This is a genomic window from Methylobacterium sp. 4-46 (assembly GCF_000019365.1).
Lineage (GTDB): Bacteria > Pseudomonadota > Alphaproteobacteria > Rhizobiales > Beijerinckiaceae > Methylobacterium.
Map to the genome: position 1 here is coordinate 974543 of NC_010511.1, position 15183 is coordinate 989725.

Annotated in this window: 12 protein-coding genes; 5 read left to right on the plus strand and 7 right to left on the minus strand. The window is 72.6% G+C overall.

Annotation, left to right across the window (positions count from 1 at the left end; genetic code table 11):
* Positions 1-6: 6 nt before the first annotated feature.
* The 3 genes from M446_RS04175 to argB form a co-directional block, all read right to left on the minus strand.
* Positions 7-429: a metallopeptidase family protein gene (locus M446_RS04175; RefSeq protein WP_012330834.1), complete on the minus strand. Its 423-nt coding sequence runs from the start codon at positions 427-429 to the stop codon at positions 7-9.
* A gap of 126 nt (positions 430-555) precedes the next feature.
* Complete coding sequence (locus M446_RS04180) at positions 556-1287, minus strand: pyrimidine 5'-nucleotidase (RefSeq protein ID WP_012330836.1); 732 nt, start codon at positions 1285-1287, stop codon at positions 556-558.
* Between the two features lie 92 nt (positions 1288-1379).
* Positions 1380-2294: an acetylglutamate kinase gene (gene argB, locus M446_RS04185; RefSeq protein WP_012330837.1), complete on the minus strand. Its 915-nt coding sequence runs from the start codon at positions 2292-2294 to the stop codon at positions 1380-1382.
* A gap of 94 nt (positions 2295-2388) precedes the next feature.
* On the opposite strand from argB, the gene M446_RS36740 reads away from it, so the two are divergent.
* Positions 2389-2703, plus strand: coding sequence for a hypothetical protein (locus M446_RS36740; RefSeq protein ID WP_150108569.1), 315 nt, complete (start codon positions 2389-2391; stop codon positions 2701-2703).
* Between the two features lie 296 nt (positions 2704-2999).
* On the opposite strand, the gene M446_RS34440 is transcribed toward M446_RS36740, so the two are convergent.
* A complete protein-coding gene (locus M446_RS34440; protein WP_168169131.1) occupies positions 3000-3884 on the minus strand; it encodes a LysR family transcriptional regulator in 885 nt (294 codons plus the stop codon).
* A gap of 115 nt (positions 3885-3999) precedes the next feature.
* On the opposite strand from M446_RS34440, the gene M446_RS04195 reads away from it, so the two are divergent.
* A complete protein-coding gene (locus M446_RS04195; RefSeq protein WP_012330839.1) occupies positions 4000-5250 on the plus strand; it encodes an MFS transporter in 1251 nt (416 codons plus the stop codon).
* A 337-nt stretch (positions 5251-5587) separates the two neighbouring features.
* Here the strand turns inward: M446_RS04195 and M446_RS04200 are convergent, their stop codons facing one another.
* The 3 genes from M446_RS04200 to M446_RS04210 all read right to left on the minus strand — a co-directional run bounded on the left by M446_RS04200 (position 5588) and on the right by M446_RS04210 (position 9816).
* Complete coding sequence (locus M446_RS04200) at positions 5588-6718, minus strand: M20/M25/M40 family metallo-hydrolase (protein ID WP_012330840.1); 1131 nt, start codon at positions 6716-6718, stop codon at positions 5588-5590.
* On the minus strand, positions 6715-8178 hold the full coding sequence (locus M446_RS04205) for a M81 family metallopeptidase (RefSeq protein ID WP_012330841.1): 1464 nt from the start codon (positions 8176-8178) through the stop codon (positions 6715-6717). The genes M446_RS04200 and M446_RS04205 overlap by 4 nt, the downstream gene beginning before the upstream one ends.
* 84 nt (positions 8179-8262) lie before the next feature.
* On the minus strand, positions 8263-9816 hold the full coding sequence (locus tag M446_RS04210) for a class I adenylate-forming enzyme family protein (RefSeq protein WP_012330842.1): 1554 nt from the start codon (positions 9814-9816) through the stop codon (positions 8263-8265).
* Between the two features lie 264 nt (positions 9817-10080).
* Between M446_RS04210 and M446_RS04215 the strand changes: the two genes are divergently transcribed.
* From M446_RS04215 to M446_RS04225, 3 genes are all read left to right on the plus strand, one after another.
* Positions 10081-10653 (plus strand): hypothetical protein, encoded by a 573-nt coding sequence (locus M446_RS04215; protein WP_012330843.1) that lies wholly within the window; start codon positions 10081-10083, stop codon positions 10651-10653.
* A 392-nt stretch (positions 10654-11045) separates the two neighbouring features.
* On the plus strand, positions 11046-12857 hold the full coding sequence (locus M446_RS04220) for an MBL fold metallo-hydrolase (protein ID WP_012330844.1): 1812 nt from the start codon (positions 11046-11048) through the stop codon (positions 12855-12857).
* A gap of 4 nt (positions 12858-12861) precedes the next feature.
* The gene (locus tag M446_RS04225) at positions 12862-15126 is read left to right on the plus strand and encodes a hybrid sensor histidine kinase/response regulator (protein ID WP_012330845.1); all 2265 of its coding nucleotides are present in this window, start codon (positions 12862-12864) and stop codon (positions 15124-15126) included.
* Positions 15127-15183 lie beyond the last annotated feature (57 nt).

The window sequence follows — 15183 nt, forward strand, 5'->3', positions numbered from 1 at the left end:
CGCGCCCTACTCCGCCTGCGCCTCGATCCGGGCCATGTCGTCGTCCGACAGCCCGACATGGTGGCCGATCTCGTGCACCAGCACGTGGGTGACGAGGTGGCCGAGCGTCTCGTCGTGCTCGGCCCAGTAATCCAGGAGCGGGCGGCGGTAGAGCCAGACCATGTTGGGGAACTGGCCCGTCGCGAGGCTCGCCGCGCCCCCGCCCTGGGCGAGCCCGGTGCCGCGGAACAGCCCGAGCAGGTCGAACTCGCTCTCGCAGCCCATCTCGTCGAGGGTGTCCTCGTCGGGAAAATCCTCGACGCGGATCACCACCCCCTCGCAGAGCCGGCGGAAGCTCTCGGGCAGCCGCGCGAAGGCCGCCTCGGCCAGGGCCTCGAAGGCCGCGAGGTCGGGGGCGCGGGCGGCGCTCCAGTCGGGTCCGTCGCTCATCCCCACAGCCTCAGTTGCACGCCGAGCCACCACGCCATCGCCACGAGGGCGACGAGGCCGAGGCCGCGGCCGATGCGCCGGCCCCAGACCTCGATCGGGTCCGTCTCGGGATTCATCGGCGGGCGCTCACCGGGGCAGCGCCGGGGCGACCCGCTCGCTCAGGAAGCCCGCGAGGTCGTTGGTGATGTGGTCGATGTGCGGGGCCCGCACCGCCTCCTGCTCGGACGCGTCCCGGAACGGATCGACCGTGCGCGGCACCACCAGCACCGTCGCCATGCCGAGGTCGTGGGGCACGACGAGGTTCTTGGCGATGTCCTCGAACAGGGCCGCGCGGGTCGGATCGACCGCGTGCCGGTCGAGGAAGGTCTCGTAGGCCCGCCGCTCGGGCTTGGGCACGAAGTCGGAGGCCGCGATGTCGAACACGTCCTCGAAATGGTCGAGGATGCCGAGCTTGCGCGCCACGTTCTCGGCGTGCCGGCGCGAGCCGTTGGTGAGGATGAGCTTGCGGCCCGGCAGGGCCTCGATCGCCCGGCCGAGGGCCGGGTTGAGGGCGATGCCCGAATGGTCGATGTCGTGGGCGAAGTCGAGGAAGTCGTAGGGATCGACCGCCTCCTCCTGCATCAGCGCCCGCAGGGTCGTCCCGTAGCGGTGGTAGAAGTGCTTCTGCAGGGCGCGCGCCGAGAGCCCGTCGAGCCCGAACAGATCCATCACGTAGAGGGTGATGCGCTCGTCGACCTGGGGCCAGACGCGGGCCTCGTGCGGGTAGAGCGTGTTGTCGAGGTCGAAGACCCAGGTCTCGACACCGGAAAAGCCGCGGGCGTCCGGGGCGGTGAGGTGGCTCTCGCTCGGAAGGAACACGGAAGCTCGGCCCATTCGACGCGAAGGGGGCCCCGCGGCCCCCGGGCGTCCAAGATAAGCATCTGGCTCCGGAAAGGAAGCGCCGATCGCCGTCAGGGTGCGCTGCGGCGGATCAGCGTGCCGGCGCCGTAATCGGTGAACAGCTCCAGCAGCACCGCGTGCGGGACCTTGCCGTCGAGGATGACCACCGCCTCGACGCCCTGCTCGATGGCGTAGATGCAGGTCTCGATCTTCGGGATCATGCCGCCCGTGATGGTCCCGTCGGCGACGAGCCGGCGGCAATCCTCGACCGAGAGTTCCGGGATCAGCTTCTTGTTCTTGTCGAGCACGCCCGGCACGTCGGTGAGGAGGAGGAGGCGCTTGGCCCGCAGGGCCCCCGCGATGGCGCCCGCGAAGGTGTCGGCGTTGACGTTGTAGGTCTGGCCGTCGCTGCCGACCGCCACCGGGGCGAGCACCGGGATCAGCTCGGCCTTCAGCACCGCGTCGAGCACCGCGCGGTTGACCCGCTCCGGCTCGCCGACGAGGCCGAGATCGACCTCCCGCTCCAGGTTGGAATCGGGATCGACGACGGTGCGGGTGGCGCGCCGCGCCTGCACCATGTTGCCGTCCTTGCCGCACAGGCCGATGGCCTTGCCACCCTCGGCCGAGATCCAGCCGACGATCTGCTTGTTGATCGAGCCGGCGAGCACCATCTCGACCACCTCGACGGTGGCCGCATCGGTGACGCGCAGGCCCTCGCGGAACTCCGACTTGATGCCGAGCCGGTCGAGCATGCGGCCGATCTGCGGCCCGCCGCCGTGCACGATCACGGGCTTGAGGCCCGACTGCTCCAGCAGGACCACGTCCTCGGCGAAATCCTCCGCCGCCGCCCGGTCGCCCATGGCGTGGCCGCCGTACTTGATGACGACGATCTCCTCGTCGTAGCGCTGCATGTGGGGCAGCGCCTGCACCAGCACCTCGGCGCGCACGTGCACGTTGGGCAGCGCGTCCGTCTCGGATTGGCTCATCGTGACGAGGTCCTCTCGATCGGGCCCGGTCGCCCGCGGCGGCGGGTTCTAGCGCAGGATCCCGGCCGCCGGAAGGCGCGGCCGGAGGCCGGCCTTGGAGACGATGCTCGTGCGTCGCCGCGGTGTCGGGCACCAGGTGCACGTCGAGGTCGGCCGGCACCGCCGCCTCGATCTCGTCCGGGCAGCGGCGGAACGCGCCGGCGCGGTGACGCGGCCCGTTCACCGTCCCGGCCTTCACGTCGAGCGCGGCGAACAGGCTGGCGGTGCGGTGCCGGGCGTCGTCGTGGCTGCGCCGCTCGGCCGGCTGGCGCGGGGTGACCGGCGCGGCGACGGCGCCGGGCGGGACCTTCCACGCCCGACGCTCCCCCCTCGGGTTCGGCACCGCGCTGGTCGGTTCTCGGTCCCGTGATCGGTCCTCGGGCAAGCGTGATCCTCGTCGACCATCACGTCCAACGGCCAGCGCAGGTGGCTCTCGATCTCCCCGTGCGCCCGAACAGGCTCCGCAAAGCGCGCCGGCGCCAGCGCGCCTGACCCGCTCGCCGCCGCACCGCCGTCTGCGACGCCGCGGCATCGGCCGGCCGCCGGAGGCGGAGGGGGACGAGCCGGAGCGTCCTCGCTTCAAGGCCTCTCCGCTCCGCCGCATCCGCATCGACATCGCCGCGGCGCACGGCCGGCTGTCCCCGTTCGCGGCGGCCGGAGAATTCCTCACACGCGTTCGCCCGCGAGACGGTTCGACACCATCTCGACAAACAGCTGCGTCCGCGCGGGCGTCTCCAAGCTCCCCGGCCACACAGCGCTGACGCGTATGGGAGGAGGCTCACACTGGGGAAGCACGAGTTCGAGGCGACCCTCGTCGAGGTCCTGTCTGACTTGCCAGAGCGGCGCGAGGCCGATCCCGGCTCCGAGGATCGTGGCCGCGTTGGCTCCGGCCGCGTCGCTGCACCGGAAGGCACCCTTCACCTGTGTTCGCACCACGACACCGTCGACCGACAAGGGCCACGCGTCGCCCTCCGGCCCGAAGGTGCGGACCACGCAGAGATGCGATGCAAGATCGTCGGGATCACGCGGCACACCATGGCGAGCAAGATAGGATGGCGCGGCGACCAGGACGCGGCGCAGCTCCGCGATCTTCTTCGACCGCAGGCTGATGGCGCCGAGATCTCCTATGCGAATCGCAACATCGAGCCGATGTTCGATGAGATCAACGACAGCATCATTCAATACCAAGTCTATACTTACTTCAGGAAACCTATTCATGAATGCCGTTGCGCATGGAACCACAAATTTCGGCGCAAATAGTACAGATGCGCCGATCCTAAATAGACCGTTTATTTTGGTTTTTTCGCTCTTCACCTGCAGGCGCGCATCTCCTATTTCTTTCAACGCTGTTCTCAGTCGCTCGTACAATATCATTCCCGCGGGGGTCGGCTGCAACCGCCGGGTCGTACGCCGGATGAGTTCGGTTCCCAGATCGGTCTCGAGTGCGGTCAGCGCACGGCTGACGGACTGCAGGGACCGGTTCAGCCTCTTGGCAGCGGCGCTCAGGCTTCCTCGCTCGATGATCGCGACGAGGGCCTCGTACTGCTCCAAGCTCGCCATATCGTTTCGCCCACAGGAAGAGACATTCTCGATCAACGCCGATTATCACGGCTGCCCCAATGGTGCAGGACGGCGTGAGGTCAACGCAGTGAACACAAGGGCCGCCATGCACACCCACGCCCGAATGACCAGCGCGCCACCGCCCATCAGCCGATCGAACACAATGTCCGCCGGACTAACTGTCCTGTTCGCATGCGCCGTTGGCGTCGTCGTACTGAGCCTGTATGCGTCGCAGCCCCTGATCGGCTTGATCGGATCGTCATTTTCGTTAAGCACATCCGAAGCCAGTCTTGTATCGACACTTACTCTGCTCGGCTACGCGAGCGGCCTGTTCCTGCTCGTCCCACTGACGGATCTCGTCGAGAACCGGACGGTGATCGTTGTGACTTTGCTGGTTGACGTTGCTGCCCTGGCGGCGATCGCGCTTGCCCCGACGCCATTTCTCTTCCTACTGGCGTCGTACGTCGCCGGTGTGACCACCAGCGCGATTCAAATGCTCGTACCGGTGGCGGCTCAACTCTCTCCTGAAGCACATCGCGGTCGCGTCGTCGGCAACGTGATGAGCGGCCTCATGCTCGGCATCCTTCTTTCGCGGCCAGCCGCGAGTTGGGTTGCGGAGTTCGTCGGTTGGCGCTGGTTCTACGGTGGGCTCTCCTTGATCATCGCAGCCCTGAGCATGATCCTGGCCACCGTCTTACCGGTCCGCAAGCCCGCGACCGGCACGAATTATTCGGCGCTCATCGGATCGATGCTGACGATCCTGCGGGAGGAGCCCGTCCTTCGGCGCCGGGCCAGTTACCAGGCCCTGTGCATGGGCGCATTCGGCGTGTTCTGGACGTCGGTCGCCTTGCGCCTTTCCGATCAGCCATTCTCCCTCGGTCAGACCGGAATCGGCCTTTTCGCCCTGGCCGGAGCCGCCGGGGCGGTCGTCGCCCCGATCGCCGGGCGAGCGGGCGACCGGGGCTGGACGCGCAGCGCAACGCGACTCGCCCACCTCGCGGTCATCGCCGCGATGATCCTCGCCGGCATCGGCGGCGACGTCCTGGTCGGCACGCCTTTCGCCCCGAGCTGGGCTCCTCTCGCGATCCTGGTCGCCAGCGCCGTCCTGCTCGATCTGGGGGTGATCGGCGATCAGACGCTGGGACGGCGCGCAATCAACCTGTTGCGCCCCGAAGCAAGAGGCCGCGTGAACGGGCTGTTCACAGGCCTGTTCTTCCTCGGCGCCGCGGCCGGGTCGGCCTTATCCGGACTGGCATGGGTCAGCTTCGGCTGGTTGGGTGTCTGCTCAGTCGGACTCGCGTTCGGATGCGTCACCCTCGTGCTTTCATCGTCTCAGCCGCAGGCAGCGGCGCGCTGACCGATCCAACGAATCGCGGCGGCCCTCGTCGGCGGCGAGCGCGGCGAAGGCTTTCGGGACAGCCTGTCACGTCGAGACATGAGCCGCGCAGTCTCGCCGGATCGAGGCGCGGCGTTCCCTACCTGTCGCGCGCGGAGCTTCGGATCGAGGCCGCGCCCCGCTATCAGCCAACCTTCTTGAATGCCGAACAGATAACACGCCTCCGTCTCAAGGCCGGGACCGGAACATTGGATTTCATGACCGATCTCTGGCCGCTCATCGCCAAGGAGGTGGGTTGGGTCTACCATCGTGGCTCGAGGGGCGGCTGCGCGACGGGACGATGGCGGGCGCCCCCGGCTCAGCGCAGCATCGCGAGCAGCCCCGCGAAGAGCCGCGCCCGGCTCACCAGGCTCGCCTCGTCGATCTGCTCCTCGAGGGTGTGGTAGCCGCGCCCGATCGCCCCGAGCCCGTCGAGGGTCGGGATGCCCATCGCCCCGGTGAAGTTGCCGTCCGAGCCGCCCCCGGCGCTGCGATGCGGCAGGGCCAGCCCCTCGGCCGCCGCGAGGGCGCGGGCGGTCTCGTAGAGGGCGAGGGTCTCGGCGTCCGGCTCCCAGACCGGGCGGGTGACCCCGCGCGTCACCGTGAAGGCGACGTCGTCCTCCGTGCCCGAGAGGGCGAGCATGCGCGCCACGCCCCGGTCGAGGTCGGCCTGGCGCTTGGCCATGCTGAGCGCCTCGCCCCGGCACCGCGTCGGCACGCAGTTCACCCACTGGCCACCCTGCACGATGCCGACGCTGAAGGTGCAATCCTCCCCCGACATCGCCTCGATCGCCAGGATCTTGCGGGCGAAGGCGCGCACCGCCGAGCGCCCCTCGCCGAGCCGCGCCCCGGCATGGCTCGGCCGGCCCGTGGCCTCCAGGACGAAGCGCGCGATCGCGTAGCGGCCCGTCACCACGCCGTTGTCCTCGTGGCCCGGTTCCGGCACCAGGACGTAGCGGTGGCGCGAGGCCTCCGCCTCGATCAGGTCGCGGGTCGAGGGACTGCCGATCTCCTCGTCGCCGGTGAGCAGCACCGTGACCGGCAGCGGCGTCGCGATCCCGGCCCGCCCGAGCGCCCGGATCGCCTCCAGGGCGAGGAGGTTGCCGCCCTTCATGTCGAGGATGCCGGGGCCGTGGACGCGCCCGCCCTCGCGGCGCCAGGGCAGGACCTCCAGCGTGCCCACGGGATGCACCGTGTCCATGTGGCCGAGCACCAGGATGCCGGGCGTCTCGGGCCGCGGGTGGGGGAAGCGGGCGCGCACGCAGTCGCCGAGGCCCATCCGGCCGGGCACGACCTCGATGCGCGCCCCCGCCACCGCGAGGTCGCGGGCGGCGAGCGCCATCATGCGGTTGACGGCCGGCGTGGCGAAGGTCGGGCTCTCGCATTCCACCCAGGGGCGGAGCGTCGCCAGCATCGCGTCGAGGTCGAGGGGCAGCCCGGAGGGAATCATGCGGCACCGAAGGGGTTGGGGTCGCGGGGCCACCAGGGCCCGGCCTTCTTGGTGAGGGGCAGGGCGGCGAAGTCCGGCGGCACCGCGCCCGGGGCCGCCACGTAGAGCACCGCGCTCGCGAGGCCCGCGAAGGCGGCGTGGAAGTGCTGCATCGACTTCACGACGACGAGGCGCTTGTCGTGCAGGGTGAGGCCGAGGCCCGTGAAGGCGTCCGGGTCGAAGGGCTGCTGGCGCTGGCTCGTCAGCACGAGGTGGATCCCGTCCGCCTCGACCCAGGCGCTCGGGCCGAGCAGCGCCCGCCCGCCGCTCAGGCCCGCCTGGCTGTGGTCGTCCGCCAGGCCGCGCACCGTGACGGCGAGGTCGACGGGGTCGCCGGAGGTCACGCCGCACTTGCCGCCGACCCGCAGGGTGAAGCGCGCGCCGATTCCGGCCTCCCGGCAGATGCCGACCGCCCCCGGATCCCAGTAGAGGCCGCTCGCCGCGTCCCGGACGCCGCGCGCGACGAGGCGGCGCAGGATCGCCGTGTTGTCGGAGGGGGCGCCCGCCCCGGCATTGTCGGCGACGTCGGCGAGCACCATCGGGCGGGGATCGTCGCAGGCGAGCGCCCGGTCGATCGCCGCGTCGATGGTGACGTAGGGGGTCGCGGCCTCCTCGCGCATGGCCCAGACCTCGGCGGCGAGGCTGCGCGCGAGCGCCGCCGCCGCGGCCTCGTCGCCGTCGGCCACGACCAGCATCTTGGCGCCGACATCGGCGACGTCCGCCCAGGGGAAGCCGTGGCCGAAGGAGACCGACAGGATCCCGTCGCGGCCCTCCGCGGCGCTCATGCGGTCGACGAAGCGGCGCACGGGCGGGTCGGAGGTGCGCCAGAGGCTCACCATCCGGCAATCCGCGTAGGCCATCACCGGCCGGATCCGCCCCTCGGCGGCGGCGATCACCAGCGGGTAGAGGTCGCGGGCGCGCGCGACGATGTCGGTGTGGGGGTACTCCTTGTAGATGACCATGACGTCGGCGGCCTGCCGCATCGTCTCGGTGAGGTGGCAGTGCAGGTCGAGCTCGACGCCGACCGGCACGCCCGGCCCGACGATGCCGCGCACCCGGGCGAGGGTGTCGCCCTCGCAATCGTCGTAGCCCTCGGCCACCATGGCGCCGTGCATGAAGAGCAGCACGGCGTCGACCGGCCCGGCGGCCTCGAGGTCGGCCAGGAGCGCGTCGCGCAGGTCCTCGTAGACGGCCCGCAGGGTGATCCCGCCGGGCTGGGCGAAGGTCGAGAGGCTCTCGACCACCTCGTGCCCGTCCGCCTCGGCGAGGCGGCGCCACGCGATCAGCCCGATATTGCTCAGGCGCGGCGGGTTGCGGCTGCCATCGCGACGGGCGTAGTCCGCCAGGAAGGCGGGCCGCCCGGTCGGCAGCGGCGCGAAGGTGTTGGTCTCGGTCGCCAGGGAGGCGATGAACAGCTTCATGCGGGGGGATCCTCCCGTGGCGGCCGGCGTGACGGTGTGGCCCGGGCCGCCCGCCGCGCGCAAGGGGCGCACCGGGCCGGGCCCTCAGGCCCCCGCCGCCTCGGCGAGCCGCTTCCTCTGCACCTTGCCGTTCGGCGTGCGCGGCAGCGCCTCCAGGAACACGATCTCGCGCGGGCACTTGTAGGCCGCGAGGCGCGCGCGGCACCACGCGAGCAGATCCTCCGCCTCCGGCGCGGCCCCGGGCCTCGGCACCACGTAGGCGGCGACGACCCGCACGTCCGCCCGCACGGCCCGCTCGGCGACCGCCACCTCCTGCACCTCCGGGTGGCCGATCAGCGCCGCCTCGACCTCGTTCGGCGAGACCCGGTAGCCGAAGGCGTTCATCAGGTCGTCGTGGCGGCCCTCGAACCAGACGTAGCCGTCCGCGTCGAGCCGGGCGAGGTCGCCGCCCGCGAACCACTCGCCCCGGATCACCGCCGCCTCCTCGTCGGGGCGGTTCCAGTAGCCGAGCATCAGCCCGGGATCGGAGCGGTGCACGGCGAGGAGCCCGGTCTCGCCCGCCGGCAGCGGCACGGGCTCGCCCTCGGGCGGGAGGATGGCGACGCGCCGCCCGGGCTGGGGCCGGCCCGGCGAGCCCGGCCGCACCGGCACGGTCGGGCCGGTCGAGACGTAGGTCGAGACCTCGCTCATGCCGAGCGCCTCGTAGAGGGGCTTGCCGGTCGCCGCCGTCCAGGCGGCGAGGAGCTCGGGGGAGAGCGCCTCGCCCGCCGTGATGCCGTGGCGCAGGCGCGACAGGTCGTGGGCGGACAAATCGGCGTATTTCAGGATCTGCCGGTAGAGGCTCGGCACCGCGGCGAACAGGGTGGCGCGCGTGCGGGCGATCAGGGCGGGCCACAGGGCCGGGTCGCGCGGGCCGGTGTAGAGCACCGCCGTCGCCCCGCGCGCCCAGGGATCCTGGATCCCGACGCCCAGCGTGTAGGTCCAGTTCATGGTGCCGGCATGCAGCACGACGTCGTCCCCGGTGAGCCCGAGCCAGTGGTCGTGCATCGGGCGCCGGCCCCAGACGGCGCGGTGGGCGTGCAGCACGCCCTTCGGCCGGCGCGTCGTGCCCGAGGTGTAGACGAGGGAGGCCGGGTCCTCGGCCGCGGTGTCGGCGTAGGCGGCGAGCGGCGTCCCGGCCCGCAGGCGCGCCACGTCGGCGGGCCGCAGCAGCGCGCGGCCGCGCAGGGAGGCGGGATCGAGGGGGCAATCCTCCGCCGCCACCACCGCGGCGGCTCCCGAATCCTCCAGCAGGAAGGCCGCCTCGGCGGGGGTGAGCTGGGGCGAGGAGGGCTGCGCCACCAGCCCGGCGGCCAGCGCCGCGAAGTACACGATCGCGTAATCGGCGTCGTTGCCCATGCGGATCATCACCCGGCTGCCCGGCGCGAGGCCGAGGGCGAGCAGGCCCGCCGCGACGGCGCGCACCGCCCGGTCGATCTCACCGTAGCTCAGCACCTGCGCGGCCCCGCCCTCCCCCGCGAGGATCAGGGCGGGCTTGTCGGGATGACGGCGCGCCTGCGCCTCCAGGCAGTGGCGCGCGGCGTTGAAGCGGGTCGGGGGCGGGTCGGAGGACGGGCTGGATGCGGACGGGGCGAGCACGGCGATCTCCGGGCCGGGGCGGATCCGCCGTCTTACGCATCCGCACGGCGGCCGTCATCCATCCGACAAACCGCCCCGCTTGCGCCCGCAGGGCTCCTTTTCGTCAGAAATCGTCCCCCGGCTCGTCCATTCTTTCGCCTCCCCTACGTCAGTCGCGCGGCACCAGATCGGCGCCATGACGGCGATCAGATCCGGCACATCACTTCACGATGATTTTACTTCCTCGGTAGAAATCTGCCCGCATCCCGCATCAGGGGCAGGGTCATGGCGGTGTTCGCAAGTCTCCGGGCTCGTCTTCCGGCCATGACGGTCGGCCTCGCGCTCCTCAGCGCCGGCGTCATGGGGAGCCTGAGCTGGTACGCGGCCCGGGCGGGGCTGGTGGACTCCGCCCAGGAGCGCCTCGCCTTCGCGGCGACGGCCCGCAAGACCGGGATCGAGCTGGCGGCGGCGCGCCTCGTCGACGAGGTGCAGGCCCTGGCGAGCCTGCCGCAGGTCGCCGCGAACCTGCCGGACCTGATCGAGACCCTGGACCCCGGCAAGCCCGACTTCGACGCGGTGGTGAGGGCCTTCACCGCCCCCGCGACGGTCGAGGAGCGCCTCGCCCTCGACGGCGCCGGCACCGGGATGATGTACGGGCGCCGCCACGCCAAGGTGCAGGAGGCCGCCCGCCGCGTCGCGGCGCGCCCGGGCATCGCCGACGTGCTCTTCGTCGAGGAGGGCGGGCGGGTCGTCTACACGGCCGCCAAGGGCGCGGATTTCGCCAAGACGGTCTCCGACCCGTCCCTCGCCGGCACGGCGCTCGCGGGCCTCGTCGCGCGGCCGAGGGCGACCGGATGATGGCCGACACCATGCGCCGCTGGGGCCGGTCCGGGGCGGCGGCGGGCGCCCGAACCCCTCCGGCAACCCGTCCAACGACGGCTACGATTACGGCAGGGGACAATCCGCCCCGACACTCTACAGCCCCCACCACAATGACAGCCCCTATTGAGGAAGTAAGCCCGCCGGCCTGCTCCCGCCCGGTGCGGGCGGAAGACCTGTCCCGGCCGGGGCCTGGGCCCGCCGCGCGGGCCCGCAGCCGGCCGGCGGGGCGCCGGGACTTGTCGGATTGCCGCCATTCCGCCGCTCCGCCGCGGCCCGGGCGAGAACAGCGCTTGAAGCGCGGCCGGTTCTCGCCAAAAGTTCCCTCCTCCGCTCGGATGCGCGAATGGCCGGCTGCGGGAGGGGGGGCCATGCAGGTTCGGTTCTTCGGGACACGGGGCTCCCTGCCGATCCCAGGTCCGCGCACGATCCGCTACGGCGGCAACACCTCCTGCGTGGCGGTGCGCACGGCGCGCGGCACGCTCGTGATCCTCGACATGGGCACGGGCGCCTACGCCCTCGGCCAGGAACTCGCCGCGGCGGGCCGGCCCCTGCGCGGCCACGTCCTCATCACCCACACGCACTGGGACCACATCCAGGGCGTGCCGTTCTTCGCGCCCTTCTTCGCGCCGGGCAACGAGTGGGACATCTACGCGCCGCGCGGCCTCGGGGCCTCCCTGCGCGAGACCCTCTCGGGACAGATGCAGTACAGCTACTTCCCGGTCTCCCTGGAGCAGCTCGGCGCCACCATCCGCTACCACGAACTCGTCGAGGGCGAATTGTCCCTCGGCGAGGGCGACGACGTCGCGGTCGAGACCCACTACCTCAACCACCCGGCCCTGACGCTCGGCTACCGCCTCACCGCCGACGGGGCGACGCTGGTCTACGCCCTCGACCACGAGCCCTTCTGCACCGCCGCCGCGGACGGCACCGCCCCGCCCGAGGGGCTCGACCGCCGCCACGCCGAGTTCCTGCGCGGGGCCGACCTCGTGATCCACGACGCGCAATACACCGCCGCCGAGTACCAGGCGAAGCTCGGCTGGGGCCACAGCACCGTCGAGTACGCCCGCCGCGTCGCCCGGGAGGCGGGGGCGGCGCGGCTCGCCCTGATGCACCACGACCCCCAGCGCGACGACGACAGCCTGGACGCCCTGGTGGCGCGGTACCGCGTCGAGGATCTCGACCTCTTCGCCGCCGCCGAGGGGCAGGCGATCGACCTCGCGGCGGCCCGGCAATCCGCGCCGGCGGCGGCCCGCGCCCGCTCGGCGCGCGAGGCGGTGGGCTCGGCGCTCGCGGCGCAGTCGGTGGTGATCGCCGCCGCCGACCCGGGCGAGGCCGAGCGCCTCGCCGCCCTCCTGCGCGGCGACGGCGTCGCCGTGCACGAGACGGCGCTCACCGCCGAGGCCGTGGCGCGGGCCGTCCGCCAGCACCGGCCGGCCCTGGCGGTGATCGAGAACGGGGCCGAGCCGGCCGAGCGCCTCGCCGCGCTCTGCGCGGCCGTGCGGGCCCTCGGCCCGGCCGGGCAGGACCTGCCGATCGTGCTGGTGAGCCGGTCGGGCGACCGGCGCGGCGACGAGGCGATCGGCATCAGCGACCGGCTCGTCACGCCCTTCACCCCGAGCTACGCCCGCACCCGCCTGCGGGCCTGGCTGATGCGCACCGCCTGCCGCTGGGCGCGCGCCGCCAAGCCGCCGCGGGAGGCCGAGCGGCTCGCCGCCCTGCACGGCCTCGGCCTCCTCGACACGCCGCCCGAGGAGCGGTTCGACCGGCTGGTGACCCTGGCCGCCCAGAGCCTCGCGACGCCCTTCGCGGCCCTCAGCCTCGTCGACCGGGACCGGCAATGGTTCAAGGCGAAGGCCGGCTTCCCCTTTCGCGAGACGCCCCGCGACGCCTCGCTCTGCGCCCACGCGGTGGCGGCCTCGGACGGGAGCGGCGCCCGCCTGCCCCTCGTGGTCCCCGACACGCTCCTGGACAGCCGCTTCGCCGACAACCCGGCGGTGGTCGGCCCGCCCTACCTGCGCTTCTACGCCGGGCAGCCGCTGATCCTGGCCCAGGGCCACTGCATCGGCACGCTCTGCGTCGCCGACACGCGGCCGCGCTTCCTCGACGCGGACGGGGAGACGCTCCTGCGCTGGCTCGCCGATCTCGCGCTTCGCGAGATCGAGCGGTCCCCGCCGGTCTGACGCCGTGGGCCTCCCCTCCGACCCCGCCGCGCGGCCGGCCCCGCCCCTGTCGGGCCTGCTGCCGCGCCGGCCGCCCCGGCGCGCGCGGCTCCGCGCCGGATGGGACGCCCTGCGCCGGCTGCCGCGGCGCTCCGCCTTCGTGCTGACCGCGCTGCTGCCGAGCCTCCTCATCCTGGCGGCGGCGGGCGGCCTCGTGCTGGAGATGCGCCAGCGCGCCCTCGACGACGCGCAGCGCGAACTCGCGACCCTGAACACGGTCCTGGCCGAGGACGCGGCGCGCACGCTCCAGAGCGTCAACCTCGTGCTCCAGAGCGTGATCGACCTCTACGCCGCCGAGGGCATCGCCACGCCGGAGGAGTTCGCCCGCCTCAAGGCCGGGCGCGACACGCACGATCTGCTGCGGGGCAAGCTCGCCGGGGTGCCGCAGCTCGACGCGGTGACCCTCGTGGCGGCGGACGGGCACCTGATCAACTTCTCCCGCGGCTACCCGATCCCGCCGATCAACCTCTCGGACCGGGACTACTTCGCGCACCTGCGCGACACGCCGCTGAGCGAGCCCTACGTCACCGAGCCGGTGCAGAACCGGGGCAACGGCACCTGGACCTTCTACCTCGCCCGGCGCCTCGCCGCGGCGGACGGGCGCTTCATGGGCCTCGTCCTCGGGGCGATCGACCTCAGCTACTTCGACCGCTTCTACCGCTCCCTCAACCTCGGCGGCCAGGCCGCGATCAGCCTGTGGCGGCGCGACGGCGTACTGATGACCCGCGAGCCGCCGGTGCCGGGGGTGGGGCGCCAGTTCCGCATCCGGGCCTTCGAGGCCCCCTTCCTGGAGGCGCGGTCGGGCTTCTACGAGATATCCGACTCGATGGACGGGCTGTGGCGCCTCGTCTCGACCCGCTCGACCCGCGACTACGCCCTCGTGGTCAACGTCACCCGCACCCGCGACGAGGTGCTGGCCGGCTGGCACCGCGAGGCGATCCTGGTCGCGAGCGCGGCGCTCGCCTGTGTGGCGGCGGTGATCCTGATCGTGCTCGCCCTCAAGCGCCAGATGCGGGCGGACGCCGCCGCGGCGCTCGCCGCGACCGAGCGGGCGCGGGCGGTCACGGCCCGCGAGGAGGCGGAGGCGCAGCTGCGCCAAGCCCAGAAGATGGAGGCGGTGGGCCAGCTCACCGGCGGCATCGCCCACGACTTCAACAACCTCCTCACCGGCATCATCGGCTCCCTCGACATGATGCAGACGCGCCTCGCCCAGGGGCGGATCGACACGCTGGAGCGCTACGCGCGCACGGCGATGACCTCGGCGAACCGCGCCGCGGCGCTGACCCACCGGCTCCTCGCCTTCGCCCGCCGCCAGCCCCTGGACCCGAAGCCCGTGGAGGCGGGCGGCCTCGTCGCCGGCATGGAGGACCTCCTGCGGCGCAGCATCGGCGAGGCGGTGCGGCTGGAGATCGTCACCCCGGCGCATCTCTGGGTGACGCTCTGCGACCCGCCCCAGCTGGAGAGCGCGATCCTGAACCTCGCGATCAACGCCCGCGACGCGATGCCGGAGGGCGGGCGGCTCACGATCGAGACCGCCAACGCGGTGCTGGGCGCGCCGGAGGCCTCCCCCTGCGAGGTCCCGCCGGGCGAGTACGTCTGCATCCGGGTCGCCGATACGGGCACCGGTATGCCGCCCGAGGTGATGGCGCGGGCGGTGGAGCCCTTCTTCACCACCAAGCCGATCGGCCAGGGCACTGGCCTCGGCCTCTCGATGGTCTACGGCTTCGCCCGCCAGTCGGAGGGCTGTGTGGCGATGCGCTCGGAGGTGGGGCGCGGGACCGAGATCCGCCTCTACCTGCCCCGCTACCAGGGGCCCGACCTCGCGGAGGCCGGCGAGCGGGCCGCCGGCGCGATCCGCCGCGGGCGCGGGGAGACGGTGCTTATCGTGGACGACGAGACGGCGGTGCGCGGGCTGATCGTCGAGGTGCTGGAGGATCTCGGCTACCGGGCGCTGGAGGCCGCGGACGGCCCGGGCGGGCTCGCCATCCTGACCTCGGAGACGCCGATCGACCTCCTCGTCACCGATATCGGGCTGCCCGGCCTCGACGGGCGCCGCCTCGCCGACCTCGCCCGGGCGGCCCGGCCCGGGCTCAAGGTGCTGTTCATCACCGGCTATGCCGAGACCGCGGCCCGCGCCGGCGGCATGCTGGCGCCCGGCATGGAACTGCTCACCAAGCCCTTCCCGATCGAGACCATCGCGACCCGCATCCGGACGATGATCGAGGGCTGAGACGGGATCCGGTTGATCACGGCGGCTCCCGGATCGCGCGCCCGCGCGGCGCCTGAG

Excerpts from the sequence above, each read along its gene's own strand:
- M446_RS04175 (WP_012330834.1), bottom strand. The coding sequence starts at position 429 with ATGAGCGACGGACCCGACTGGAGCGCCGCCCGCGCCCCCGACCTCGCG.
- argB (WP_012330837.1), bottom strand. The coding sequence starts at position 2,294 with ATGAGCCAATCCGAGACGGACGCGCTGCCCAACGTGCACGTGCGCGCC.
- M446_RS04195 (WP_012330839.1), top strand. The coding sequence starts at position 4,000 with ATGCACACCCACGCCCGAATGACCAGCGCGCCACCGCCCATCAGCCGA.
- M446_RS04200 (WP_012330840.1), bottom strand. The coding sequence starts at position 6,718 with ATGATTCCCTCCGGGCTGCCCCTCGACCTCGACGCGATGCTGGCGACG.
- M446_RS04205 (WP_012330841.1), bottom strand. The coding sequence starts at position 8,178 with ATGAAGCTGTTCATCGCCTCCCTGGCGACCGAGACCAACACCTTCGCG.
- M446_RS04215 (WP_012330843.1), top strand. The coding sequence starts at position 10,081 with ATGGCGGTGTTCGCAAGTCTCCGGGCTCGTCTTCCGGCCATGACGGTC.
- M446_RS04220 (WP_012330844.1), top strand. The coding sequence starts at position 11,046 with ATGCAGGTTCGGTTCTTCGGGACACGGGGCTCCCTGCCGATCCCAGGT.